Below are 21,090 nucleotides of genomic sequence, written 5' to 3'. Positions count from 1 at the left end.
CATGACCTGGTGGGAGATCGGGCTCCGCCTGCTGTGCGCGGCGTCGTTCGGCGCGCTGGTCGGGCTGGAGCGGCAGTGGCGGGCGCGCACGGCCGGGCTGCGCACCAATGCGCTCGTCTGCGTGGGCGCCGCGCTGTTCGAGCTGTTCAGCGTGCTCACGCCGGACGGCGGCAGCACGACCCGGATCGCTTCCTACATCGTCTCCGGCGTCGGCTTCCTCGGTGCCGGAGTGATCATCCGTGACGGCGGCAACCTGCGCGGCATCAACACCGCCGCGACGATCTGGGGCACCGCCGGGGTCGGGCTCATGTGCGGCGGAGGCCACTACGGCGTGGCCGCCGCCGGTGCCGTGGTGATCGTCATCGCCAACGTCGGCCTGCGCCCGCTCGGCCGCCTCGTGGACGGGCGCGCGACCGATCCCGCGCTCGCCGAGATCGACTACGAGCTGCGCGCCGTGTGCCGCGACTCCGACGAGGCGCACGTCCGCGCGCTGGTCGTCCGCTCCGTCGCCGATGGCGGCTTCGAGCTACGGGCGCTGACCAGCACCGATCTCGCCCCCGACCGCGTCGAGGTGATCGCGTGCGTGCTCGGCCGAGGGGCGGGCGGCGGGAAACTGGAGCGCGCCGTGAGCTCGCTGAGCCTGCGACCGGGCATCACCTCGGTCAGCTGGAGACTCGTGACACACCACCCGGAGGACTGAATGGCATTGTCCACAGTGGACGTGACTGGGAAATTCGTTCGCGGACCCGGCTTCGTTACCCGCAGAATCGGATTCACGCCTGACCGGATGAAGCCGGGTCCGGGTCGTTAACGACCAGGTTTGGCGCCGCGAGAACCGGGTAGGCCGATGATCACATCGGCACCCACGAACGAGCAGACAAGGCACACAGCGATGACCCCCAACGGGACCACGACCACCACTCCGCGCACGACGAGTTTCCTCTTCCGCGCGATGATGGGCGCCGTCATCGGCCTGTTCGCCAGCCACGCCGATCTTCCGTCTCGCGACCACGCCCACACCGCCTGACCAGGCACTCCGGCACCGCCGCGATTCCCGTTTCGTACTCATAACGGGATTTGGGAGCGCTCTCTTGGCGGACAAGAGTACGAAACGGGCGCACGGCCCGGGGTCGGACGCGATCTTGGCTGATCGCGAGGAGAGCGCCTACCGGTGCACCGCTCAGGCGCGCAGGGTGGAGAGGACGGCGGTGAACAGCGCCTCGGTGTCGGGCTTCGGCATCGGGGCGCCGGTCACCAGCCAGTGGTACACCAGCGGTCCGATCAGCAGGTCGCGGATCACCTCCGGGCTGAGGTCCGACCGCAGCACCCCCGCCGCCACCCCGCGCGCGATCAGCTCCGACACCACGCCCAGGCGCGGCGCGAGGTAGCGCTCGGCGAGCGCCGAAGCCAGCAGCGGGTTGGCCGCCGAAGCGGCGAGAACCCCGACGACCGCACCGCCCAGCTCCGAGCCGCCGAGGCCGTCGATGGCGGTGCGCACCGTGGAAGCGATGTCCGCCAACGGATCTCCAGTGTCCACAGTGGACGCAACGGGCACCGTCGCGGCGAGTGCGTCGACCACCAGGTCCTCCCTGCTCGCCCAGCGCCGGTAGACCGTGGGCCTGCCGACGCCCGCCCTGGTCGCGACGGCCTCGATGGTCAGCCCGGCGAACCCGGTCTCCACGAGCACGGCGAGGGTCGCGGAGATGATCGCTTCCTGGGCCTGCGCGCTGCGCGGCCTGCCACGGGCCATGGACGCCTCCCTTCCTCGGAGCTATTGTAAATTACATGACGTCACGTAACGAAAATAAAGCCCTGGCCTGGGGGCTGCTCGCGGCCTGGCTGGTGCACGACGCCGAGGAGCTGCTGACCATGGCGAAGTTCTCCCGCGACAACGACACCTGGCTGCCCGAGGTGGACCAGGCGCACGTCAGCACCGCCATCGGCCTGATGGGCGCGGTGGTCGCGACGGCAGCCGCGGCGGGCGCGCGAACGGGCGGGCGGTCGCCGTTGTTCCAGACCGTGCTCACCGGGTTCGGCCTGCACTCACTGACCCACCTCGCCCAGTCCGCGCTGCTGCGCCGCTACACGCCGGGGCTCATCACGGCGCCGCTGATCGTGGCGCCCTACTCGTTGTGGGCCCTGAAACGCTTGCGGGACAACGGAATCCCACTCAAGGCACGGGCGAGCTCGTTCGCCTGGTTCCCCGTCGTGCTCGGCGGAGTGCACGGCGCGGCGGCCGTGCTCACCAGGTCGTTCAGGGCGTGGCGACGGGGGTGACCTTCCACCGCCCGGCACTGACCACCGCGGGCAGCCGCAGCGCACCCCGTTCACCGTTGGGGCGCACGTAGTCCACGACCACCTGCACACCGTTGAGCCGCTCCAGGTGTGAGCTGATCAACTGCGTGTCCACGGTGCCGAAGTTGGCGACGGTCACCCGCGCGACCTCGTCGCCGCCCTCGTCCAAGGACACGAGCTGGGCCAGGCGGTCGGCGTCCTGGGCACGCAGCGCGTCGGCGATCTGCGTGGCCAGGACGTCGGCCGAAGGCGCCCCGTCCTCGGGTTTGCTCACGATCAGCACGATGATGGTGGCGATCCAGGCGACTACCATGACCAAGATCCAGGCGCGCAGGCTGCGCAGCATCCGGAGCATGGGGAACCTCCCAACGACACTAGAGCCAGCGGTTGCGCCGGAAGATCCGGTACACCACGACGCAGGCGATGACGATGACGCACAGGACCATCGGGTAGCCGAAGGCCCACTTCAGTTCCGGCATGAAGTCGAAGTTCATGCCGTAGATCCCGGCGACCATGGTCGGCACGGAGATGATCGCGACCCACGCGGAGATCTTGCGCATGTCGTTGTTCTGCCGGAGCGTGATCTTGGCGAGCACCGCGTCGATCAGCGTGGTCAGCAGTTCGTCGAAGGCCACGACCCGGTCGTGCACGGTGGTGAGGTGGTCGTCGACGTCCCGGAAGTACGAGCGGACCTGCTCCGGCACCAGCGGGATGTAGCCCTCGGCCAGCCGCCGCAGCGGGGTCGCCAGCGGCCCCACCGCCCGGCGCAGCTCCATGACCTCGCGCTTCATCAGGTAGATCTGCTCGGGGTCGACGTCACTGCGCGGGTCGAAGACCTCGACCTCCATCGTGTCGATGTCGTCCTCGACCGCGCTGGTGACCTCCAGGTAGCGGTCCACGACGTGGTCGGCGATCTGGTAGAGCACCGCGGCGGGCCCGAGCGCCAGCTTCTCCGGGTCCTCCTCCAGCAGGTGCCGCAGCGTGGCCAGCCCGGCGTGCTTGCCGTGCCGCACCGTGATCACGTAGTCGCGGCCGACGAAGACCATGATCTCGCCGCTCTCGACGATCTCGTTGGCCGTCTCCGGTGACTCGTGCGCCACGTAGCGAACGGTCTTGAGCACCATGAACAGCATGTCGTCGTAGCGTTCGAGCTTCGGCCGCTGGTGCGCGTGCACCGCGTCCTCGACGGCCAGCTCGTGCAGGCCGAAGGTGTCGGCGATGCTCTGGATCTGCTCCTCGTCCGGCTCGTGCAGGCCGATCCAGACGAAACCGTTCTCGCGCTTGCGCACTTCCTCGATCGCGGCGATGTGCGTCCACCGCCCCGGCAGGCGCTTGCCGTCGACGTACACGCCGCAGTCGACCACGTAAGCCGAAAGCGGGACCGGAATCGGAGTCATCCCTCGACCGTTTCGAGTTGTGCGGCCCTTGCGGCCGAGCGTGGGCAGAGCAGGCATGACGGGCTCCCGAGAGTTCGCGCGGCGAATGCGTACGAAATGCCGGAGCCCTGGCCGCACGGGCCGCTCCGACTCTGGGGTGCGCGTCCCGGCCTATCCGATGTGGACGGACCTACCCGAGGATGGCGGTCCGGCGGCGGGGACGCGAGCCGGTACTGGGAGGCGTGCTGTCTGCACTCATCAGCGTCCCACCTCCTTATGCCGGGAGCCGGTGAACGGTGGAGTCGCTCACAGACCAGTTGTCGAGGGTACCTCCCCTGGGGCAAGACTGTCCCTCGCGGTCACCATGATCCAACACACCCGGGAGGACGCTGTGCAGTTCGGGCGCTACTTCGAAGAGTTCGAGGTCGGAGCTGTCTACAAGCACTGGCCGGGCAAGACGGTGACCGAGTACGACGATCACCTGTTCTGCCTGCTCACGATGAACCACCACCCCCTGCACATGGACGCGCACTACGCGGGGGAGACCACCGACTTCGGCAAGAACGTGGTTGTCGGCAACTACATCTACTCGCTGCTGCTGGGCATGTCGGTGCCCGACGTCTCCGGCAAGGCTATCGCCAACCTGGAGGTCGAGTCGCTCAAGCACATCAAGCCGACCTTCCACGGCGACACGATCTACGGCGAGACGGAGGTGCTCGACAAGACCCCGTCGAAGTCCAAGGACGACCGTGGGGTTGTCTACGTGGAGACCCGCGGCTACAAGCAGGACGGCACGGTCGTCTGCGTGTTCCGCCGCAAGGTCATGGTGCCGAAGAAGTCCTACGGGCTCGCGCGCGGTGGCGAGCAGCCCGGTCGCCCCGAGCCGAAGCTCTCGTAGGAGCCAGCATGACCTCCCAGCTCGACGCCGTCCAACAGCGGTTCCACCGGTTCGCCGAGCAGGAGGCCGCGGGCAATTCCCCGCTGTACGAGCGGTTCGCGCTCGGCGCGGCCGAGGACGCCGAGGTCGCCGACCTGCTGACCGCGACCTCGGTCAACTTCGCCATGCCGACGCTGTTCTTCGCCGCCGCCCAGCGCGCGCTGTTCGCCGAGCCGTGGCACCCGCTGACCCGCTACTACCCCTCCGTCGGCGGCCACAACGGCGTCGACGACGCGGCCTGGCCGGAGTTCCGCGAGTTCGTGCTCGGCCGCGCGGACAAGATGCGCGAGCTGATCGCGTCCAGGACCACGCAGACCAACGAGGTCCGGCGGGCCGCCGTGCTGCACCCGGTCCTGTCGACGATCGCGGCCCAGGTGGGCAAGGCTCCCCTCGGCCTGCTGGAGGTCGGCGCGAGCGCGGGGCTGCTGCTGGGCATGGACCGCTACGGCTACCGCTACCGCCAGCCCGACGGCACCGATGTGAACACCGGGCGGAAGAAGGCGCGCCTGGTGCTGGACACCATGGTCCGCCGCGAGCAGGGCCGGGCCAGGTCCAAGGCGCCCGCCTTCGGCGCGAAGGTCGGGCTGGACCTCACCCCGGTCGACGTGCGGGACGAGGAACAGCTGAGCTGGCTGGAGGCGTGCGTGTGGCCGGACCAGCCGCGCAGGCTCAGCTTCCTGCGGCTGGCCGCCGAGGAGGTCAAGGCCGACCCGCCCGCGCTGGTCGCCGGGGACGCCGTCGACGACCTGCACGCCGCGGCCGCGCGCGTGCCCACCGACCTGCCGCTGGTGGTGTTCAACAGCAACCTGCTGGCGTACGTGTCGGAGGCGCGGCGCGCGGACTACGTCGAGGCGATCCGGGAGCTGGCCGCCGCGCGGACGCTGTGGTGGGTCGCCCAGGAACCCTTCGGCGCCTGCCTGAACACGTTGCTGCCGGAGCGCGAGGACCTCGTCCTCGACGGCCCCGCGCACAATCTCGTCAGCATCACGCGCTGGGAAAAGGGCAGGTCAGAGGTGCGTCCGCTGGCCAGGAGCGGGATGCACGGGCAGTGGGTGGAGTGGCTCTAGGACGCTGCGTCACCGGGGTGGGCGATTCTTGGTGATTTGGGGCACTGCGTCCCAGTCCCGGAGCGCCTCGCCGAGTCCCTCGGTGAGCGCCCCGGCCTGATCGAGTGCGGTAAAGATCACACCATCGATCCACGCCACCGCGGCCGCGTCGTCCCCCGGCCGCAGGCGTCCGCCGACCGCCTGGCAGGAGTAGTCGTAGATCTCGTACGACCCGCGTTCAGCCGACCGGACGACAGAACCGATCAAGTCGCCCACCGTCACGACCAGCCCGGTCTCCTCGTGCAGCTCTCTGGCCACGGCCACGGCGTCGTCCTCGCCGGGCTCCACCCGCCCTCCCGGAATGGACCACCTGCCCCGACCGGGGTCGTTCGAACGGCGGATCAGCAGGAGTCGGCCGTCGGCGTCGAATGTGATCCCCCCGACGCAGCGGATCGAAGATTCGCGATCGCCAAGCACGAACACGGACAGTAGTCTTGCCGAGGCAGTTGGCACTGACACTCAGCCAAGTGCGGTACAAATCTGCCGAAGCGCGGCGGAGTGCGGTACAACGGTTCCGCAGGCGCCAACAAGGCCGTTAGCGGACGGGGTTGGACAACGTGAACATCAAGAAGATCCTCACCTTTGCTGGCATTGCGCTGGTCCTGTTCCTTGTGTTCACCGCACCGGATCAGGCCGCGGGCGCTGTGAACGGGATCCTGGGCAGACTGCGGGACGCGGCTCAGGCGATCATCACGTTCGTCAGGTCGTTGTTCGTCTGATGACACCGACAGGGCGGTGAGACCGTGTTCGCACCTCGCGATCCCGACGAGTACCTGCTCGAAACCGAGCGACGGATCATCAGGGTGCGCCGACACTGGGCCACCCTGCTGTGGGACATCTTCGAGACCGTCGCGTTGCTCGCCGGCGCCGTGATGATCTCGTACCTGCTCCCGGCGGGTCAGTGGCTGCTGCAGAACATCCTGTGGTACGCCGCCCTGTTCGTACTTCTTCGGTTCGCCTACTTCGTGATCGAGTGGTGGGTCGAGCGCATCGTCGTGACGGACAAGCGCTTCATGCTCACCAACGGCGTCTTCACCACCAAGGTGGCGATGATGCCGATCGGCAAGGTCACCGACCTCACCTACGAGCGCAGCCTCAGCGGTCGCATGTGGGGTTACGGCACGATCGTCGTCGAGTCGGCGGGTCAGATCCAGGCGCTCAACCGGATCGAGTACCTGCCCCGCCCGGAGGAGGTCTACGACGCCATCTCCGAGCTCGTCTTCGGTGACAAGAAGGCCCAGGCCGAGCGGTTCTCGATGATGCAGGCCAAGAAGAAGGCCGCGTTGAGCAAGCGCGCGACAGGCTGATGGTTCCGCTCTAGACAGGCACGACAACGGCTGGCCGCACGGGGTTGGTGGCCAGCCGTGGAACCCTCCGCCAGGCAGACGCCTGGCCGGGGGGTTCTGTGTTTTCCCGGGTCGTGGAGCAGACTCCTGGGGTGCGGATCGACTTGCATACCCATTCCACGGCGTCCGACGGCACCGACTCGCCCGCGGGGCTGATCGAGGCGGCCGCGCTCGCCGGGCTCGACGTGATCGCGGTGACCGACCACGACACCACCGCGGGCTGGTCCGAGGCGCTGGCCGCCCTGCCGCCCGGGATGCGCATGCTCCCCGGCGCCGAGCTCTCCTGCGAGTCGCCGGACGGGCTCGGCGGCTCCGTCACCGTCCACCTGCTGGCCTACCTGTTCGATCCCGCCTCCGAGCCGCTGGTCGTCGAGCAGACGCGGCTGCGGCTGGAGCGCAGGCAGCGGCTGCACCGGATGGCCGGGCGGATGGCCGCGGACGGGTTCCCGGTGGACCCCGACGAGCTGATGGCCGCGCTGCCGCCGGACGTTCCCGCCGGGCGCCCGCACCTGGCCCAGGCGCTGATGCGGGCGGGCGTGGTCGGTTCGGTGGACGAGGCGTTCGACCGGTTCCTGGGCTCCGGCGGCTCCTACCTGCTGCCGCGCACCGACACCCCGGTCGAGCGGGCGATCTCGATGATCGCCGACGCCGGTGGGGTCACGGTGCTCGCGCACCCCTTCGCCAGGGCGCGGGGCCCGGTCGTCACGCCGGGAGTCGTCGCCGACCTCGTCGAGTTCGGGCTCTCCGGCGTCGAGGTCGACCACCCCGACCACGACGAGCCGACCCGCGCCGAGCTGCGGGCCCTCGCCGCCGAGCTGGGGCTGGTGATGACGGGCTCCAGCGACTACCACGGCACGAACAAGACGATCCGGCTCGGCCAGGAGACGACCGACCCCGAGCAGTTCGAGGCGTTGGTCGCGCGCGCCAAGCCCGGTTCCTGCCCGGTGTGGGAGCAACAGCTGTCCTGAGTACCGTGGGATGGGTGGACGGGCAGCTGGGTCTTGATCTCGGAGGAATGCCGCGCAGGCTGGTGAAGGTGACCCCGGCGAAGCTGGCGACCTGGAGCGACTGCCCTCGCCGGTACCGGATGGCCTACCTCGACCGGCCCGCCCCGAAGCGCGGCGGGCCCTGGGCCAGCAGCACGCTGGGCGCGGTGGTGCACAACGCCCTGAAGGGCTACTTCGACCTGCCGCAGGAGCGCCGCAGCGAGGAGCAGGCCGCGGACCTGGTGCGCAGGTGCTGGAAGAGCGACGGGTTCCGGGACGCCGAGCAGGCCGAGGTCTACCGCGACCGGGCCAAGCGGTGGGTCGCCGACTACGTGCGCGGGCTGCCGCCGGGGATGGAGCCGATCGGCCTGGAGCGCTGGGTCTCCACCCCCACGGAGAAGATCGTCGCCGAGGGCCGGGTCGACCGCATCGACCTGCGCGACGGCGAGCTGGTGATCGTGGACTACAAGACCGGCAGGCACGCGCTCGGCGTTGACGACGCGCGCGGTTCGCAGGCCCTGGCGCTCTACGCCATCGCCGCGCGCCGCACGTTGCGCCGCCCGTGCCGCCGGGTCGAGCTGCACCACCTGCCCTCCGGCGAGGTCGCGGTGTGGGAGCACACCGAGGAGTCCCTCGGCAGGCACCTCAGCCGCGCCGAGGAGGCCGCGGAGGACCTGTCGCTCGCCGCGGACACGCTCGCGGCGGGCGGGGACCGGGACGTGCTGTTCCCGCCGACGCCCGGCAGGCAGTGCTCGTGGTGCGACTTCCGCAGGCACTGCCCGGAGGGGCAGGGTGCGGCACCGGAGGTGGAGCCGTGGGCGACGCTGGCGCCATGAGCCCCGCGATCGGTCGCCGCAACTCGCTGGCCCGCCGCCTGCTCAGCGGCGTGGCGGGCTCGCTCGCCGCCGGGATGGCGGTGCTGGCGCTGGCGATGGTGATCGCGCAGGTCTACGCGGGCGCGACCGGGATACCCGGGCCGGGCGTCGCCGAGGTGGTCGGCCACCTGGTGGTCGCGGCCGTGATGGTGGTGCTGCAACAGCGCTCCGACCACGAGCCCGGCCGCATCGGACTCGCCATGATCTTCGGCGTCTACGTCATCGCGGCCGCCACCCTCTGGTTCTGGTGGTGGTCCTGACCGCGCCGCACCCCACTCCCAGCGCGGTGTGACGGTCTTCAAGTCCTACGAACCCCACCCCCAGCGATCGCTAACCGCCCCCAACCCCGGCAGTCCACTGCGGGCGCGCGCGTCCGGAGCGGAGTTCGCGCGGCGAACGGCGGCTGGGTCTGCTGTGGTTAGCGATGTTCTGGGTGGGGGTCGGGGGTACTTGAAGACGGGTCAACCGCGGTGACGGGAGTGCTTCGGTCAGGGGGTCTTCTCGGTGAGCCAGGCTCGCCAGGTCGGCAGCAGGGTCGCCAGCAGGGCCTCGGGGTTCTCGACGTTGGGGGAGTGGCCCGCGCCCGCCAGGACCGCGAAGTCCGCGTCCAGGCGCTCGGCCATGTCCCGCTGCGCGCTCACCGGCCAGACGTCGTCGCCCTCGCCGCAGACCACCAGGCTCGGCGTGCCGGACGACTGGAGGACGACGCCGAGCTTCGGCACCAGGTCCGGTTCGTAGCGCAGGCCGTCAGCCATCCCGAGCAGCCCCGCCGGCTTCGATGCGAGGAACCGGCGCCGGTAGAACTCCTTGAGCCGTTGCGGCACGTGCGCCCAGCCCGGCCTGCGCGCGTCACGGGCCTCCCGCAGCTCCTGCGCCGCGGCCATGCCCTTGGTGCGCAGGATCGGCTCACCCTCGATGATCGCCTGCCTGCGGTCGCCGTCCGGCAGCTCGCTCGGTCCCGAGCACAGCAGCGTCAGCCCGGCGATCCGCGCGCCCACGAGCACCGCCGCCCGTGTCACCAGGCCGCCGAAGGAGTGCCCGAGCAGCAGCACCGGCCTGGTCCCGCCGTCGCCGAGATCGGTGATCAGCTCCGCGACCACCTCGCCGAGCGCGCCGGGGCGGTAGGCCGCCTCCTCCTCGGGGCCGCCGGACTCGTTCAGCCCGGGCAGGTCGATCGCGACGACGTCGAACCCGGCGTCGGAGATCGGGTCGAGCAGCGGCGCGAAGTCCTCTTTGGACCCCGGGTAGCCGGGCACGAGCAGCGCGACGGCGCCGAGATCCGCTGAGGGATCCGGCATGGCCCGGAGCGCGGCGATCGGGCCGTAGCGGCTTGGCAGCTCGACCCTGGTGCCGCGGTGCGGGGTGAGTGGAGATGGGAACGGCACGGTCACCCGTTGATTCTCTCCCAGAGCGCGCCCGGTTTCACCGCAACGCGACGAGAGTCCCCGCACGCTGTTCGAGGATCACCGGACCGGCCGTCGCCAGCGCGACCGGGCCGGGCTGGTCACGGCGCACCGGAACCGAACCGATCCGCGCGCCGGTGACCGCGTCCAGCACCAGCAACCCGTCCGGCACCGGCACCACCAGCCTGCCGGAGAACAGCGTCGGCGAGCCGACCACGTTCTCCACCGTCCACTGTGGACGAAGCTCCTTCGAGGACAGCGCGATCAGCTTCGAACCGGTGAACCAGTACGAGTTCGCGCTGCCCTCGACCACCGGCGGCACCTGCCCCGGCGGGTCGCCCGCCAGGTCGGAGTCCGGGATGGCCAGCGGCTGCTCGTCGGTCTGGGTGCCGTTGGTGTCGTAGGTGACCAGCCGAGGGGGACCGGGCAGCGCGATCACGGTGCGGTCCTCGGTGATCGCCACCAGCCGTGCGCCCCTGCCGTTGAGCACGGTGCTGAACGCGACCTCGGGGGCGTCCCAGTCCTTGGGGTTGGGCTTCTGCATCGTCAGCCGGTCGCCCAGGTCGTCTGGGCAGCGCTCGATCACGCCGAGCCTGCTGCCACCGAGCGCGACGGAGCCGAACTCGCAGTTGGTCCTCGGTTGCTTGTTCGGCTGGATCTCCGCCTCGACCTTGCCGTACTCCAGCGTCTTGACCAGGTCGAAGCGCACCACTTCGATCAGCCGCTTCCCGGTCATCACCAGGTGGGTGCCGTCGCTGAGCAGCCGGGTGCCGATCGGGGCGTTGCCGTTGCGGGCCAGCGCGCGCTTGCCGGTCGCCGGGTCGACGCCGGTGATCTCGCTGCAGTTGCCCGACTGCGGGCCGCTGCCGCCGGTCCAGCCCTGCTTCGTGTAGATCGCGAACGCCTGCCCCCACGACATGCCGACCGTGCACAGCGGCAGGTCGCGCGCGTAGGACCACTTCTTCTCGCCGGTCAGCGGGTCGCGACCGGCCATCTCGCCGCCCTCGCCGGTCACGACGGCGGGCCCGGCCACCACCGGGGCGAAGGTCGCCGAGCTCGGCGCCCGCCAGACCTCGGCGAAGGACGGCGGCAGCGCGGTGGGCTGCGGCAGTTGGTACATCGGCTCGGCGCTGGTCCGCGAGACGGTCGCGGCCGCGTCACCGCTCTGTCGGACGATGAAGGCGGCGACCAGCACCGCGACCGCGATCAGCGCCGCGACGACGTAGTCGGCCCTGCGGTGGAAGGACCGCGCGGGCACCTGCGGGCGCTGCTCGGCGACGGGCTCGGTGGCCACGTCAACGGCTTCGTGCGCGTGCCACGGGTCCGGGTTCACGGCGGCGTGGGACGCCGCGGCTGCCGGGACCGTTGTGCCCAAGGGCGGCGTGTCCAGGTCCGCTGTGCCCGCGTCTGTGGCGTCAGCGTTCGCGGCTGGGCCCGGGGCGTCCGGGGTCGCTGTGCCGGACGCCGGGGTGTCCAGGCCCGCCGTGTTCAGGACGGCCGTGTCCCGAGCTGTGTCGTCCCGGGCCGCGGCCGCCTCGCCGGAAGGTGCTGTGTCGGGGAGCGCTGTGTCAGAGCGTGCTGCGTCGGGGGGTGCGGGGGAGACGGGCTCCGGGTCGTGGCTGGTCGGCTGGTTCTGATCGCCGTGCTGCCCAGGGCCCGTCACCCGCATCACTCCTCGCCGCTCGCCGCCACGGCCTGCTCGCCGGTGGTCTCCACGCCCGCGCGACGCCTGCTGCGCCGACGCCGGGCCGGGCGCTCGGTCGCGCTGCTGTCCCCATCTTCCTGGGCGCGTGCGGCGGCCGGTTCCTGGCCCCCGTCTGCGGCCTGGCCACCCTCGGCGTTTCCGCCTCCGGCCCTGGTCCGGCGCCTGCGCCTGCGCGGGGTGGTCGGCCGGGTCTCGTCACCGGCCTCGGCGGTGGCCGCGGGGGGCTCGGCGGTGCACGCCTTGGCGTCACCGTTCTCCTCATCGTCCGCGTCGCCGGCGAGGCCGCCCCTGGTGCGCCTGCGGACCCGCTCGCGCTTCGGCTTCGGCTTCGCCTCGCTCCGCTTGGCACCGCGGCCGCGGCGCGGCTCCTCGTCCAGCTCCTCGGCGGCCAGGCCCTCGCGGGTGCGCTGGCCCAACGGCAGCCTGCCGGAGGTGTCGGTCGGGATGCCCAGGTCGCTGAACAGGTGGTCGGAGGTGGAGTAGGTCTCCACCGGCTCCGGCTTGCCCAGTTCGAGCGCCTCGCTGATGGACTTCCAGCGCGGCTCCTCGTCCCAGTCGACCAGGGTGACCGCGACGCCGGTGCGGCCGGCCCGGCCGGTGCGGCCGATCCGGTGCACGTAGGTCTTCTCGTCCTCGGGGCACTGGTAGTTGACCACGTGCGTGACGCCCTCGACGTCGATGCCGCGGGCGGCGACGTCGGTGCAGACCAGCACGTCCACCTTGCCGGAGCGGAACGCGCGCAGCGCCTGCTCGCGAGCGCCCTGGCCCAGGTCACCGTGCACCGGCGCGACCGCGAACCCGCGCTCGGCGAGGTCGTCGGCGAGCTTCTGCGCGGTGCGCTTGGTCCTGGTGAAGATCATCGTGAGGGAGCGGCCTTCGGCCTGGAGCACCCGGGAGACGACCTCGACCTTGTCCAGGGAGTGCGCGCGGTAGACGAACTGCGTGGTGCGCTCGTGCACGGCGCTGGCGTCCACCTCCTCGGCCCGGATGTGCGTCGGCTGGCTGAGGAAGGTCCTGGCCAGCGTGATGATCGGGCCCGGCATGGTCGCCGAGAACAGCATGGTCTGCCGCTTGTCCGGAACCATCCGCAGCACGCGCTCGATGTCCGGGAGGAAGCCGAGGTCGAGCATCTCGTCGGCCTCGTCCAGCACCAGGGTGCGGACCTTGCCCAGCACCAGGTGGCGCTGCTCGGCCAGGTCCAGCAGTCGGCCCGGGGTGCCGATGACCACGTCGACGCCCTTGCGCAACGCGGCGATCTGCGGCTCGTACGGGCGTCCGCCGTAGACCGGGAGCACGCGCGCCTTGAGGTACTTGCCCGCGTCCTTGAGGTCGGCGGTCACCTGGAGGCACAGCTCACGGGTCGGCACGACCACGAGCACCTGCGGGGTGCCGTCGCCGGGCAGCTCCAGGCGCTGCAGCGCGGGCACGCCGAAGCCCAGGGTCTTGCCGGTGCCGGTGCGCGCCTGGCCGATGACGTCCTCGCCGGCCAGCGCCAGCGGGAGGGTCAGCTTCTGGATGGCGAAGGTCCGCTCGATACCGGCCTCGCCGAGCGCCTTGACGATCTTGTCGTGCACGCCGAGCTCGGCGAACGTGGGGGCGTCGTCGGTGACGACGGCCGCCGCACGCAGGGGATGGGCCTCGGCGAGCACCTCGGCGACGATCGCCTCGACGGGGTCGTCGGTCTCGGTGGTGCCGGTCTTGGTGTTGCTGCTGACGGTCAGAGTGATCGCCTCTCTCGTGCCTTGCGCGCATGCCATGAGCGGCGCTCAACCGCGGCGTGGCGTCCACTGGGTGGACCTCCCGCGCGGGAGGGCTTGACGAGGCGATACGCGCGCCCTGTCGCGGTGACGGTTCCTCTCCGCCACCTTCGTCGCCGACGCGGCCTGGAGAGCGGGCGATGTACTCATCACCGGCGGCTTCACTCAGGCAGTCGTCGTGCGTCTGGGTCGGGAGTCTACCCGGGAAATGCCAGACGACCAGCGCTGTACGCATACCGTTAGGACGTGTCTCACGCTCCGGCGTCGTCCGCTCAGCCATCCGGGTGTGCTCCGCGCTGCCCGATACGCTCACTCCCATGACCGAGGCGGACCTGCAGAAACCGGACACCGAGCCCCTTGATCCCGGCGTCGTCGACCTGATCGGCGTGCTGGCCTACGGCGAGCTCTCTGCCTTCGACCGGATGGCCGAGGACGCGCGCAGCGCCCCGACGCTGGCCGGGCGCGCCGCGCTGGCCGGGATGGCGGGCGCGGAGATGGGCCACTACCGGCAGCTCGAGCAGTTCCTCGCCCGGCGCGGCCTGCGCATCGAGGAGGTCATGGCCCCGTTCCAGGCCCCGCTGGACGCCTTCCACGCCTCCACCGCCCCGCGCTCCTGGCTGGAGTCCCTGGTCAAGGCCTACGTCGGCGACGGCCTGGCCGCGGACTTCTACCGCGAGATCGCCGAGTGGCTGGACCCGGCGACCAAGCAGCTGGTGCTGGACGTGCTCGCCGACACCGGCCACTCCGCCTTCGCCGAGCGCGAGGTCCTCGCCGCCTGCGAGACCGACCGCAAGGTCCGCGACCGGCTCGCCCTGTGGGGGCGGCGCCTGCTCGGCGAGGCGGTCACCCAGGCCCAGCACGTCGCCGCGGAGCGCGACGGCCTCGCCGAGCTGATCATCAGGGGCACCGGCGACCTCTCCGGCATCGGCACGCTGATCCGCAGGCTGCAGAACAACCACGGGCAGCGGATGCAGGCGCTCGGTCTCGGGTGATTCCCGGTTCCGCCTTCAGCGCAAGCCGGGTGGTGCCACGGTGGGCCACGGACGCCCTGGACTAGCCTGGCAACCGTCTCTTATTCGGACTTTTCAGCACGGAGGTCGGCGTGGAGGTCAAGATCGGCGTCGAGTACAGCCCGCGTGAGCTGGTCGTCTCAAGCGCGTTGTCTCAGGACGAGGTCGAGGAGCTGGTCGCCGACTCGCTTCGCAGGGAAGGCGGCGTGCTCTCCCTGACCGACGACAAGGGCAAGCGCTTCATCATCCCGGCGAGCAAGGTCTCCTACATCGAGATCGGCGCGGCCGACGTCCGCCGCGTCGGCTTCGCCGTTCCGTAGGTCCTCGCACCGTGAAGGCCCGTCGCCCCGCACCGGGGAGGCGGGCCTTCACGTTGGGCTGAAGCCTGGGCCGTTCGGCCGGGGTCGATGTGACAATCCGCGCCATGACCGCACCTCAGGGCCCGGGATGGCCGGGACAGCCCGGCCCGCAGGGGCCCTACCAGCCCGGACCGCCTTACCCGCGGCAGCAGCCCTACCCGTACCCACCGCAGCAGCCGCCCCCGGCACCGCCTCGGCCGCGACGGGGACGGACGGCCCTGATCGTGTCGCTGGTGGTCGTGCTCGTGGCCGGTCTGGGCGTCGGTGGCTGGGCGCTGTTCGGCGGTGGTGGAGCGGACTCGTCGCAGGCCGGAGGCGGTAAGGGCCAGGAGCGGACCGAGGCCGACGTCGTCAAGATGGACCCGAAGAAGCTCCTCGACGAGCTGATCACGACGTTGCTCACCCAGCCCGTGGTGCACACCAGGATCGAGTCGGTCGTGCTCAGCCAGATCGCGCCGTACCTGGCGGGGCAGCCCTACGAAGGCAAGATCGTCGAGGGCGGGTTCGACTACCGGCAGCGCAAGATGAACTTCCTCGACGAGACGAACGCCTGCGTCGACGGCGCCAAGCGCCGGGTCCGCTACGACGGCGCCATCGCCGAAGCCGGGCCGTGCGACCCCATCAAGGGGGTGGAGATGGGCGGCAAGATCGGCAACGGTCTGTTCCCCGGTGGGATGAACGAGACGCAGGCGCAGGCATTCCTGGCGTACCTGCACAAGTCGGAGGGCTTCCTCAATCCCGGCAAGCCCACCGTGGTCCCTCGGGAGGGCAAGCAGTACGTCCGCTTCCCGGTGGTGTTCAGCGTGGTCGAGACCAGCAGTGGACGGGCGGGGTCGCAGATCTTCATCTGGGCGTTCCAGCAGACGAAGCTCTCGTTCGACGACCACCCCTACTACCCCATGGGCAACAGCTCCGGCACGACCGAGATGGTGTTCTACCTGGACCCGAAGACCCTGCTGCCCGCGTACTCCGAGCAGCTGAGCTACGAGCCGAAGTACGACCCGACCGGAGCGGAGGGATCCGCGCGGCGGGTGGAGTACCTGTGGGACGGCAAGCTCCCGGTGCCGGAGACGAGCCAACTCGGCAAGCCGAAGGGACCGTCCTGGCCCTCCGAGCGGCTCAAGCCGGGGCAGCTGAAGTGAGGCTCACCGCCCCGGTCCGCCGGGGCGGTCAGTCCGCGTTCCGCGTCCCTCAGGTCAGCCAGAACAGGCCAGGCCGCGCCAGAGCGACTCTGATTCCCAGTTGGCGGGGAAACCCATCTCCATCGGGCTTCGACGCCACGATCGGAGTTCGCTGGTGATCAGCTTGGTGGTGTCTGACGCCCACGAAGTCAATGTCTTTTACATAGGGACATGTGTCTCTTTGTAAAAGACATTGGGACATCGGCCGTGCGGGGCGGTCAGTCCTCGTCGGGGAGGGTTTCCAGGACCTCGAACGGGGGGCGGCCCAGGCCGGTGATGCGGAAGCGGCCCCAGGGGTCCTGGTCGGACAGGGCGCCGACGGCCTCGCCGTGCGGGGTTCGGAGCACGACCGCGCGGCGGTGCTTCTCCGCGGCCTCGGTCACCTTGCCGTTCGCGGCCAACCGGCCGTACCAGTGGTAGCGGCCGTCGATGGGTTCGAAGTGGCCTGCCAGGCGCACCTCGACGACGGCCTCGCCATCCTTGGTGACCAGGGTCGCCGGACCGCTGTAGCCGTCCTCGTCGTGGTCGTGTTCGTCAGTCACCGGTGCCTCCCGCCTCGCCCCTGATCACGGTCAACTGCGCCCCTTCCTGCGGCACCAACTCGTCCAGCGGCTGGTCGGGGTCCAGTTCGATCCCGCCCGTCCGCGCCGCGCCGTCGATGGCGTGCCAGACGATCTGCGCCAGGTAGTCCCGCAGGTTCTCCCGGCTCATCGACTGCCGCTCCAACCACCACTCCCCGGCCTTCTCCACGGCTCCGACCAGCGCGAACGCGTACGGCTCCGCCGCGCCGGAGTCCAGTTGCAGCAGCCGCATGTACACGCCGAGCAGCCGGGCCAGCTTCGTGGCGATCATGTCCTCGGTCGCGGTGGCCGGGTTCTGCTCCAGCGGCCGGTCCGCGAAGCCGCCGCGGATCATGAAGCGGTAGAGCTCCGGCTGCTCCTCGATGGTGCACAGGTACGCGTCGATGCCCCGGTGGATGATCTCGTTGATCGTTCCGAGCTCCTCCAGCGCCGGGATGAGGCGCTCCATCAGCAGCTCCGTCGCGTGCTGGCCGACCGCGACGTAGAGATCGGCCTTGTCGGAGAAGTGCCGGTACAGCACGGGTTTGGTGACCCCGGCCGCCGCGGCGATCTCGTCCATGCCCACGTCCGGGCCGTGCTCGCGCAGCGCGCTGATGGTGGCTTCGACGAACTCCGCCCGGCGCGCGCTGCGGTGCTCCTTCCAGCGCTCCCGCCTGGCGTCGGGTTGTCCGCGCTTGCCCTTGACAGATCCGGCCATAGCGGGGACGTTACCAGTAGTAGCTGTTACTTGTGGTTACACAATTCGAAGGAGTTCGCGGCATGGCGGTTGCTCCCTCCCCTCTCGCCGGGCGCCGGGTGCTGGTCACCGGGGCGGCCGGGGCGTTCGGCAGTGCCACGCTGGCCGCGCTGCGGCTGCGCGGGGCCGAGGTGCTCGGCCTTGATGTCACCGCCGACGAAGACGTGCTGAGCTGCGATCTCACCGACGACGACGCCACCGAAGTGGCCGTCGCCCACGCGGTGGAACAGCTCGGCGGGCTGGACGCGGTGGTGCACTACGCGGGCATCGGGCTGCCAGTGGACAGCGGCGACCCGCCGGGCGAGAAGGTGCGGCGGACGTTCGAGGTCAACCTGCTCGGCGCCTGGCGGGTCACCGCCGCGGCCCTGCCCGCACTGCTGGAGAGCCGATCCAGCGGCTACCGGCCTCGCCTGGTGTTCACGGCTTCGGGTCTCGCGTACGTCACCGCGCCGTTCGCCAGCGCGTACACCGTGTCAAAGCGCGCGCTGGTCGCCTACGCGGACTCGGTGCGCATCGAGTACGGCTCGGCGGTGGACGTGACCACGCTCTACCCGGGCTACGTGCGCACGCCGATCCACCGCGAGAGCCAGGCCGCGGGGACCGCCCTGGAGGGGAAGGTGCCCGCGGAGCGGCTCGAAGACGTGATCAACACGGCGGTGCGGGTGCTGGAGGCCCGCAGACCGCCGAGGGACGTCGGCACCACCCGCCTCGGCGGGGCCACCACCAGGTTCGCCAGGGCGCTGCCCGCGCTGGTCGACCGCGTCGTGCTGGCGCGGCACGGCCGGGACCTGCGGCGCGGGGAGTACGACGCCGTGGCGCTGGCACAACGAATGATTCGGACCGATCGGGAGAAGGTGACCAAGCGATGAGCCGTGCACTACAGGTCGCGGACCGGGAGAAGACGGCCGAGCGGCTGCTGAACTCCTCGGCGAAGAACTCCTACGACCCCGACCTCGACATCGACTGGGAAGCTCCGCTGGTCGACGGCGCCTACTACACCCCGCCGAACCGGGTTTCGCTCTACGGCACGCAGTTATGGGACCAGCTCTCCGAGGAACAGCGGATCGAGCTGTCCAAGCACGAGGTCGCCAGCGTCGCCAGCAACGGGATCTGGTTCGAGATGATCCTGATGCAGCTGCTGATCAGGCACACCTACAGCATGGATCCGACCAGCAGGCACGTGCAGTACGCGCTGACCGAGATCGCCGACGAGTGCCGCCACTCGATCATGTTCGCCAGGGCGGTCGAGCGCCTCGGCTGCCCCGCCTACGGGCCGCAGCGCACCCCGCACTTCCTCGGCCGCGTCCTGAAGACGATCGGCTGGGGACCGTCGATGTTCGCGGGCATCCTCATCGCCGAGGAGATCCTGGACCGCATCCAGCGCGAGTCCATGGCCGACGAGTCGGTGCAGCCGCTGGTCCGGATGATCAACCGGATCCACGTGCTGGAGGAGGCGCGGCACGTCCGCTACGCCCGCGAGGAGATCGTGCGCGGCATGGAAGGACTGTCCAAGGCGGAGCTGGCCGTGCACCGGTACCAGGCGGGCGCCATGGCGTACTACGTCTCGCGCACGCTGATCAACCCCGAGGTCTACCGCGCGGTGGGGATCGATCCGAAGGTCGGCCGCAAGGCCGCGCTGTCGAATCCGCACCACCAGGAGACGATGAAGTGGTCCGCGGAGCGCCTGGTGCCCTTCGTCGACGAGGTCGGACTGCTGGGCGCGCCGGGGATGCGGTTGTGGCGCAAGTCGTTCTTCATCGGGAAGTAGCGGAGGGGCGGATGCGGACCTTCACCACCAGCGACGGGACGCGGCTGGTCATCGAGGAGACCGGGGAACCGGACGCGCCGGTCACGGTGTTGCTGCTGCACGCGTGGACGCTGAGCAGGCGCACGTGGGCGCGTGTCGCGCAGTTGCTCCCGGAGGAGGTCGGCGGCCCGGTCCGGGTGCTGCGCTACGACCACCGCGGCCACGGCGACTCCGCCGCGCCGGAACCGGGCAGCACGACGATCGCGCACCTGGCCGACGACCTCGCCGAGGTGCTGACCGAGGTCGTGCCGACCGGTCCGGTGGTGCTCGCCGGGCACTCGATCGGCGGGATGACGATCATGGCGCTGGCCGAGCGGCACCCGGAGCTGTTCGCGGCGCGGGTGGCGGGCGTGGAGTTCGTCAACACCTCCAGCGGTGACCTCGGCAAGCAGACGCCGGGCGTTCCCGCTCCGGTCGCGCGGGCGATGATCAAAGCGCAGCTCGTCCACGGACAGCTGCTGGAGCGGCGCGGGGTGCGCAAGCTCGGGCCGCCCGCCCTGCTGCGGCCGTACCTGCGGTGGCTGCTCTTCGGCGTCGGCTACGACCGCGTGCACCTGCGCGAGACCTCGGAGATCATCGCGGGATCGCACCCGTTGACCCTGCACGGATTCCTCAGCGACGTGCTGCTGCACGACCGGGCGAAGGCGCTGGCGGTGCTGAGCGAGGTGCCGGTGGTGGTGCTGACCGGCGGCCGGGACCGGCTCACCCCGCCGGAGCACTCACGGGTGATCGCCGAGCAGCTGCCGCGCGCGGAGCTGGTGATCTACCCGGGCGCCGGGCACATGGTGCCGGTGGAGCGCAGTCGGGAGGCCGCGCGGCACCTGGCCGGGATGGTCAGGTCCGCGGTTCCGGTCGGCTAGACGCGAATGAGGGGCGGGCCCCACCGGGCCCGCCCCTTCTCCGTTCGGTCAGTGCTGTTGTTGTTGCTGCATCGGGTAACCGCCACCGATGCCCTTCCAGGCCAGGGTCGCGATCAGCGAGATCGCCTCCTGCTTCGGCACCACGCGGTTGGCGTCCAGCCAGAACCGCGCGGTCACCTGGCTCAGCCCGACCAGGCCCATCGCCAGCAGCCGCGCCCGGTCCTCGTCGAGGCCGGCGTCGGCCGTGACCGCGCCGACGATCGTGTCGACGCAGGTGCTCGTCGCCCGGTCCACCGCGTCCTGCACCGCGGGCTCGCGGCGCAGGTCGGACTCGAAGACCAGCCGGAACGCCTGGCCCTCGCCGTCGACGAAGTCGAAGTACGCCGCCACCGCGGCGTGCACCCGCAGCTTGTTGTCCGTGGTGGACTCGATGGCCTCGCGCACCCGGCGGACCAGCTCGTCGGTGTGCGTCTCCAGCAACGCGAGGTAGAGCTCAAGCTTCCCCGGGAAGTGCTGGTAGAGCACGGGCTTGCTGACTCCGGCGCGCTCGGCGATCTCGTCCATGGCCGCGGCGTGGTAGCCGTTGGCCACGAACACGTCCTGCGCCGCCGTGAGCAACTGCGCCCGGCGGGCCGTGCGTGGCAGCCGAACCCCACGCGCCACCTGCTCGTTGCCCTGCGCCGTCTCCGTCATACCGCCTCCAGCCGTGCTCCTGCCGTGCCGCCGGGGTTCACCGCCCGCACGGTTGTCATGACCTTACTCGCTGGTAG

General features: G+C 70.6%; 26 protein-coding genes. 16 read left to right on the top strand and 10 right to left on the bottom strand.

Annotation, left to right across the window (positions count from 1 at the left end; translation table 11 throughout):
* Nucleotide 1 precedes the first annotated feature (1 nt).
* On the top strand, nt 2-700 hold the full coding sequence (locus NLX83_RS04825) for an MgtC/SapB family protein (RefSeq protein ID WP_254233653.1): 699 nt from the start codon (nt 2-4) through the stop codon (nt 698-700).
* Nucleotides 701-892: 192 nt separating this feature from the next.
* Nucleotides 893-1,027 (top strand): hypothetical protein, encoded by a 135-nt coding sequence (locus NLX83_RS40805; RefSeq protein ID WP_256562984.1) that lies wholly within the window; start codon nt 893-895, stop codon nt 1,025-1,027.
* Between the two features lie 153 nt (nt 1,028-1,180).
* Here NLX83_RS40805 and NLX83_RS40800 read toward each other — a convergent pair whose 3' ends face one another.
* A complete protein-coding gene (locus NLX83_RS40800) occupies nt 1,181-1,750 on the bottom strand; it encodes a TetR/AcrR family transcriptional regulator (protein WP_256562983.1) in 570 nt (189 codons plus the stop codon).
* 35 nt (nt 1,751-1,785) lie between these two features.
* On the opposite strand from NLX83_RS40800, the gene NLX83_RS04810 reads away from it, so the two are divergent.
* Nucleotides 1,786-2,277 carry an HXXEE domain-containing protein gene (locus NLX83_RS04810; RefSeq protein WP_254233652.1) on the top strand — a complete coding sequence of 164 codons (492 nt, stop codon included), beginning with the start codon at nt 1,786-1,788 and terminating at the stop codon, nt 2,275-2,277.
* Here NLX83_RS04810 and NLX83_RS04805 read toward each other — a convergent pair.
* Nucleotides 2,255-2,650 (bottom strand): hypothetical protein, encoded by a 396-nt coding sequence (locus NLX83_RS04805; protein ID WP_254233651.1) that lies wholly within the window; start codon nt 2,648-2,650, stop codon nt 2,255-2,257. The two genes, NLX83_RS04810 and NLX83_RS04805, sit on opposite strands and share 23 nt — an antisense overlap.
* Nucleotides 2,651-2,669: 19 nt before the next feature.
* A complete protein-coding gene (corA, locus tag NLX83_RS04800) occupies nt 2,670-3,749 on the bottom strand; it encodes a magnesium/cobalt transporter CorA (RefSeq protein ID WP_254233650.1) in 1,080 nt (359 codons plus the stop codon).
* Between the two features lie 313 nt (nt 3,750-4,062).
* Here corA and NLX83_RS04795 point away from each other — a divergent pair, with 313 nt between their 5' ends.
* Entirely contained in the window at nt 4,063-4,569 is a 507-nt protein-coding gene (locus NLX83_RS04795) for a MaoC family dehydratase (RefSeq protein ID WP_254236080.1), read from the top strand.
* A gap of 8 nt (nt 4,570-4,577) precedes the next feature.
* Entirely contained in the window at nt 4,578-5,675 is a 1,098-nt protein-coding gene (locus NLX83_RS04790) for a DUF2332 domain-containing protein (RefSeq protein WP_254233649.1), read from the top strand.
* A gap of 9 nt (nt 5,676-5,684) precedes the next feature.
* Here the strand turns inward: NLX83_RS04790 and NLX83_RS04785 are convergent, their stop codons facing one another.
* Entirely contained in the window at nt 5,685-6,131 is a 447-nt protein-coding gene (locus tag NLX83_RS04785; RefSeq protein ID WP_254233648.1) for an NUDIX hydrolase, read from the bottom strand.
* A 140-nt stretch (nt 6,132-6,271) separates the two neighbouring features.
* On the opposite strand from NLX83_RS04785, the gene NLX83_RS04780 reads away from it, so the two are divergent.
* The 5 genes from NLX83_RS04780 to NLX83_RS04760 all read left to right on the top strand — a co-directional run bounded on the left by NLX83_RS04780 (nt 6,272) and on the right by NLX83_RS04760 (nt 9,181).
* Nucleotides 6,272-6,433, top strand: a complete 162-nt coding sequence (locus tag NLX83_RS04780; RefSeq protein ID WP_086826783.1) for a hypothetical protein — start codon at nt 6,272-6,274, stop codon at nt 6,431-6,433.
* Nucleotides 6,434-6,457: 24 nt separating this feature from the next.
* Nucleotides 6,458-7,021 carry a PH domain-containing protein gene (locus NLX83_RS04775; protein WP_254233647.1) on the top strand — a complete coding sequence of 188 codons (564 nt, stop codon included), beginning with the start codon at nt 6,458-6,460 and terminating at the stop codon, nt 7,019-7,021.
* A 131-nt stretch (nt 7,022-7,152) separates the two neighbouring features.
* Nucleotides 7,153-8,028 carry a PHP domain-containing protein gene (locus NLX83_RS04770; RefSeq protein WP_254233646.1) on the top strand — a complete coding sequence of 292 codons (876 nt, stop codon included), beginning with the start codon at nt 7,153-7,155 and terminating at the stop codon, nt 8,026-8,028.
* A gap of 14 nt (nt 8,029-8,042) precedes the next feature.
* The gene (locus tag NLX83_RS04765) at nt 8,043-8,882 is read left to right on the top strand and encodes a RecB family exonuclease (RefSeq protein ID WP_254233645.1); all 840 of its coding nucleotides are present in this window, start codon (nt 8,043-8,045) and stop codon (nt 8,880-8,882) included.
* Complete coding sequence (locus tag NLX83_RS04760; protein WP_254233644.1) at nt 8,879-9,181, top strand: hypothetical protein; 303 nt, start codon at nt 8,879-8,881, stop codon at nt 9,179-9,181. Before NLX83_RS04765 ends, NLX83_RS04760 begins: the two co-directional genes overlap by 4 nt.
* Before the next feature lie 228 nt (nt 9,182-9,409).
* On the opposite strand, the gene NLX83_RS04755 is transcribed toward NLX83_RS04760, so the two are convergent.
* From NLX83_RS04755 to NLX83_RS04745, 3 genes are read right to left on the bottom strand one after another with little or no spacing between them, the layout of a single operon-like run.
* Nucleotides 9,410-10,312 carry an alpha/beta fold hydrolase gene (locus NLX83_RS04755; RefSeq protein ID WP_308209272.1) on the bottom strand — a complete coding sequence of 301 codons (903 nt, stop codon included), beginning with the start codon at nt 10,310-10,312 and terminating at the stop codon, nt 9,410-9,412.
* A gap of 31 nt (nt 10,313-10,343) precedes the next feature.
* The gene (locus NLX83_RS04750; protein ID WP_254233643.1) at nt 10,344-11,993 is read right to left on the bottom strand and encodes an Rv3212 family protein; all 1,650 of its coding nucleotides are present in this window, start codon (nt 11,991-11,993) and stop codon (nt 10,344-10,346) included.
* A complete protein-coding gene (locus NLX83_RS04745) occupies nt 11,993-13,786 on the bottom strand; it encodes a DEAD/DEAH box helicase (RefSeq protein ID WP_254233642.1) in 1,794 nt (597 codons plus the stop codon). Before NLX83_RS04745 ends, NLX83_RS04750 begins: the two co-directional genes overlap by 1 nt.
* Before the next feature lie 317 nt (nt 13,787-14,103).
* Here NLX83_RS04745 and NLX83_RS04740 point away from each other — a divergent pair, with 317 nt between their 5' ends.
* From NLX83_RS04740 to NLX83_RS04730, 3 genes are all read left to right on the top strand, one after another.
* Complete coding sequence (locus NLX83_RS04740; RefSeq protein WP_254233641.1) at nt 14,104-14,778, top strand: ferritin-like fold-containing protein; 675 nt, start codon at nt 14,104-14,106, stop codon at nt 14,776-14,778.
* A 110-nt stretch (nt 14,779-14,888) separates the two neighbouring features.
* Nucleotides 14,889-15,116 (top strand): DUF3107 domain-containing protein, encoded by a 228-nt coding sequence (locus tag NLX83_RS04735; protein WP_254233640.1) that lies wholly within the window; start codon nt 14,889-14,891, stop codon nt 15,114-15,116.
* A gap of 104 nt (nt 15,117-15,220) precedes the next feature.
* Nucleotides 15,221-16,297 carry a hypothetical protein gene (locus tag NLX83_RS04730; RefSeq protein ID WP_254233639.1) on the top strand — a complete coding sequence of 359 codons (1,077 nt, stop codon included), beginning with the start codon at nt 15,221-15,223 and terminating at the stop codon, nt 16,295-16,297.
* Between the two features lie 257 nt (nt 16,298-16,554).
* Here NLX83_RS04730 and NLX83_RS04725 read toward each other — a convergent pair whose 3' ends face one another.
* Together NLX83_RS04725 and NLX83_RS04720 are read right to left on the bottom strand one after the other, a co-directional pair.
* Nucleotides 16,555-16,878, bottom strand: a complete 324-nt coding sequence (locus NLX83_RS04725) for a DUF4873 domain-containing protein (protein ID WP_254233638.1) — start codon at nt 16,876-16,878, stop codon at nt 16,555-16,557.
* Entirely contained in the window at nt 16,871-17,614 is a 744-nt protein-coding gene (locus NLX83_RS04720) for a TetR/AcrR family transcriptional regulator (protein WP_254233637.1), read from the bottom strand. Before NLX83_RS04720 ends, NLX83_RS04725 begins: the two co-directional genes overlap by 8 nt.
* 62 nt (nt 17,615-17,676) lie before the next feature.
* Between NLX83_RS04720 and NLX83_RS04715 the strand changes: the two genes are divergently transcribed.
* The 3 genes from NLX83_RS04715 to NLX83_RS04705 are packed head-to-tail and all read left to right on the top strand — an operon-like array spanning nt 17,677 to nt 20,320.
* Complete coding sequence (locus NLX83_RS04715) at nt 17,677-18,522, top strand: SDR family NAD(P)-dependent oxidoreductase (RefSeq protein ID WP_254233636.1); 846 nt, start codon at nt 17,677-17,679, stop codon at nt 18,520-18,522.
* Entirely contained in the window at nt 18,519-19,421 is a 903-nt protein-coding gene (locus NLX83_RS04710; protein ID WP_254233635.1) for an AurF N-oxygenase family protein, read from the top strand. Before NLX83_RS04715 ends, NLX83_RS04710 begins: the two co-directional genes overlap by 4 nt.
* An 11-nt stretch (nt 19,422-19,432) precedes the next feature.
* Nucleotides 19,433-20,320, top strand: coding sequence for an alpha/beta fold hydrolase (locus NLX83_RS04705; protein ID WP_254233634.1), 888 nt, complete (start codon nt 19,433-19,435; stop codon nt 20,318-20,320).
* A gap of 48 nt (nt 20,321-20,368) precedes the next feature.
* On the opposite strand, the gene NLX83_RS04700 is transcribed toward NLX83_RS04705, so the two are convergent.
* Nucleotides 20,369-21,013, bottom strand: a complete 645-nt coding sequence (locus NLX83_RS04700; RefSeq protein WP_254233633.1) for a TetR/AcrR family transcriptional regulator — start codon at nt 21,011-21,013, stop codon at nt 20,369-20,371.
* Between the last annotated feature and the right edge of the window lie 77 nt (nt 21,014-21,090).

Source organism: Allokutzneria sp. A3M-2-11 16, assembly GCF_024213555.1.
Lineage (GTDB): Bacteria > Actinomycetota > Actinomycetes > Mycobacteriales > Pseudonocardiaceae > Allokutzneria.
The sequence above is the reverse complement of the archived record's forward strand: the minus strand, read 5'-3'. Positions and strand labels throughout refer to the sequence as shown.

Excerpts from the sequence above, each read along its gene's own strand:
- NLX83_RS04825 (WP_254233653.1), top strand. The coding sequence starts at position 2 with ATGACCTGGTGGGAGATCGGGCTCCGCCTGCTGTGCGCGGCGTCGTTC.
- NLX83_RS40805 (WP_256562984.1), top strand. The coding sequence starts at position 893 with ATGACCCCCAACGGGACCACGACCACCACTCCGCGCACGACGAGTTTC.
- NLX83_RS40800 (WP_256562983.1), bottom strand. The coding sequence starts at position 1,750 with ATGGCCCGTGGCAGGCCGCGCAGCGCGCAGGCCCAGGAAGCGATCATC.
- NLX83_RS04810 (WP_254233652.1), top strand. The coding sequence starts at position 1,786 with ATGACGTCACGTAACGAAAATAAAGCCCTGGCCTGGGGGCTGCTCGCG.
- NLX83_RS04805 (WP_254233651.1), bottom strand. The coding sequence starts at position 2,650 with ATGCTCCGGATGCTGCGCAGCCTGCGCGCCTGGATCTTGGTCATGGTA.
- corA (WP_254233650.1), bottom strand. The coding sequence starts at position 3,749 with ATGCCTGCTCTGCCCACGCTCGGCCGCAAGGGCCGCACAACTCGAAAC.
- NLX83_RS04790 (WP_254233649.1), top strand. The coding sequence starts at position 4,578 with ATGACCTCCCAGCTCGACGCCGTCCAACAGCGGTTCCACCGGTTCGCC.
- NLX83_RS04760 (WP_254233644.1), top strand. The coding sequence starts at position 8,879 with ATGAGCCCCGCGATCGGTCGCCGCAACTCGCTGGCCCGCCGCCTGCTC.
- NLX83_RS04750 (WP_254233643.1), bottom strand. The coding sequence starts at position 11,993 with ATGCGGGTGACGGGCCCTGGGCAGCACGGCGATCAGAACCAGCCGACC.
- NLX83_RS04745 (WP_254233642.1), bottom strand. The coding sequence starts at position 13,786 with ATGGCATGCGCGCAAGGCACGAGAGAGGCGATCACTCTGACCGTCAGC.
- NLX83_RS04740 (WP_254233641.1), top strand. The coding sequence starts at position 14,104 with ATGACCGAGGCGGACCTGCAGAAACCGGACACCGAGCCCCTTGATCCC.
- NLX83_RS04730 (WP_254233639.1), top strand. The coding sequence starts at position 15,221 with ATGACCGCACCTCAGGGCCCGGGATGGCCGGGACAGCCCGGCCCGCAG.
- NLX83_RS04720 (WP_254233637.1), bottom strand. The coding sequence starts at position 17,614 with ATGGCCGGATCTGTCAAGGGCAAGCGCGGACAACCCGACGCCAGGCGG.
- NLX83_RS04715 (WP_254233636.1), top strand. The coding sequence starts at position 17,677 with ATGGCGGTTGCTCCCTCCCCTCTCGCCGGGCGCCGGGTGCTGGTCACC.
- NLX83_RS04710 (WP_254233635.1), top strand. The coding sequence starts at position 18,519 with ATGAGCCGTGCACTACAGGTCGCGGACCGGGAGAAGACGGCCGAGCGG.
- NLX83_RS04705 (WP_254233634.1), top strand. The coding sequence starts at position 19,433 with ATGCGGACCTTCACCACCAGCGACGGGACGCGGCTGGTCATCGAGGAG.
- NLX83_RS04700 (WP_254233633.1), bottom strand. The coding sequence starts at position 21,013 with ATGACGGAGACGGCGCAGGGCAACGAGCAGGTGGCGCGTGGGGTTCGG.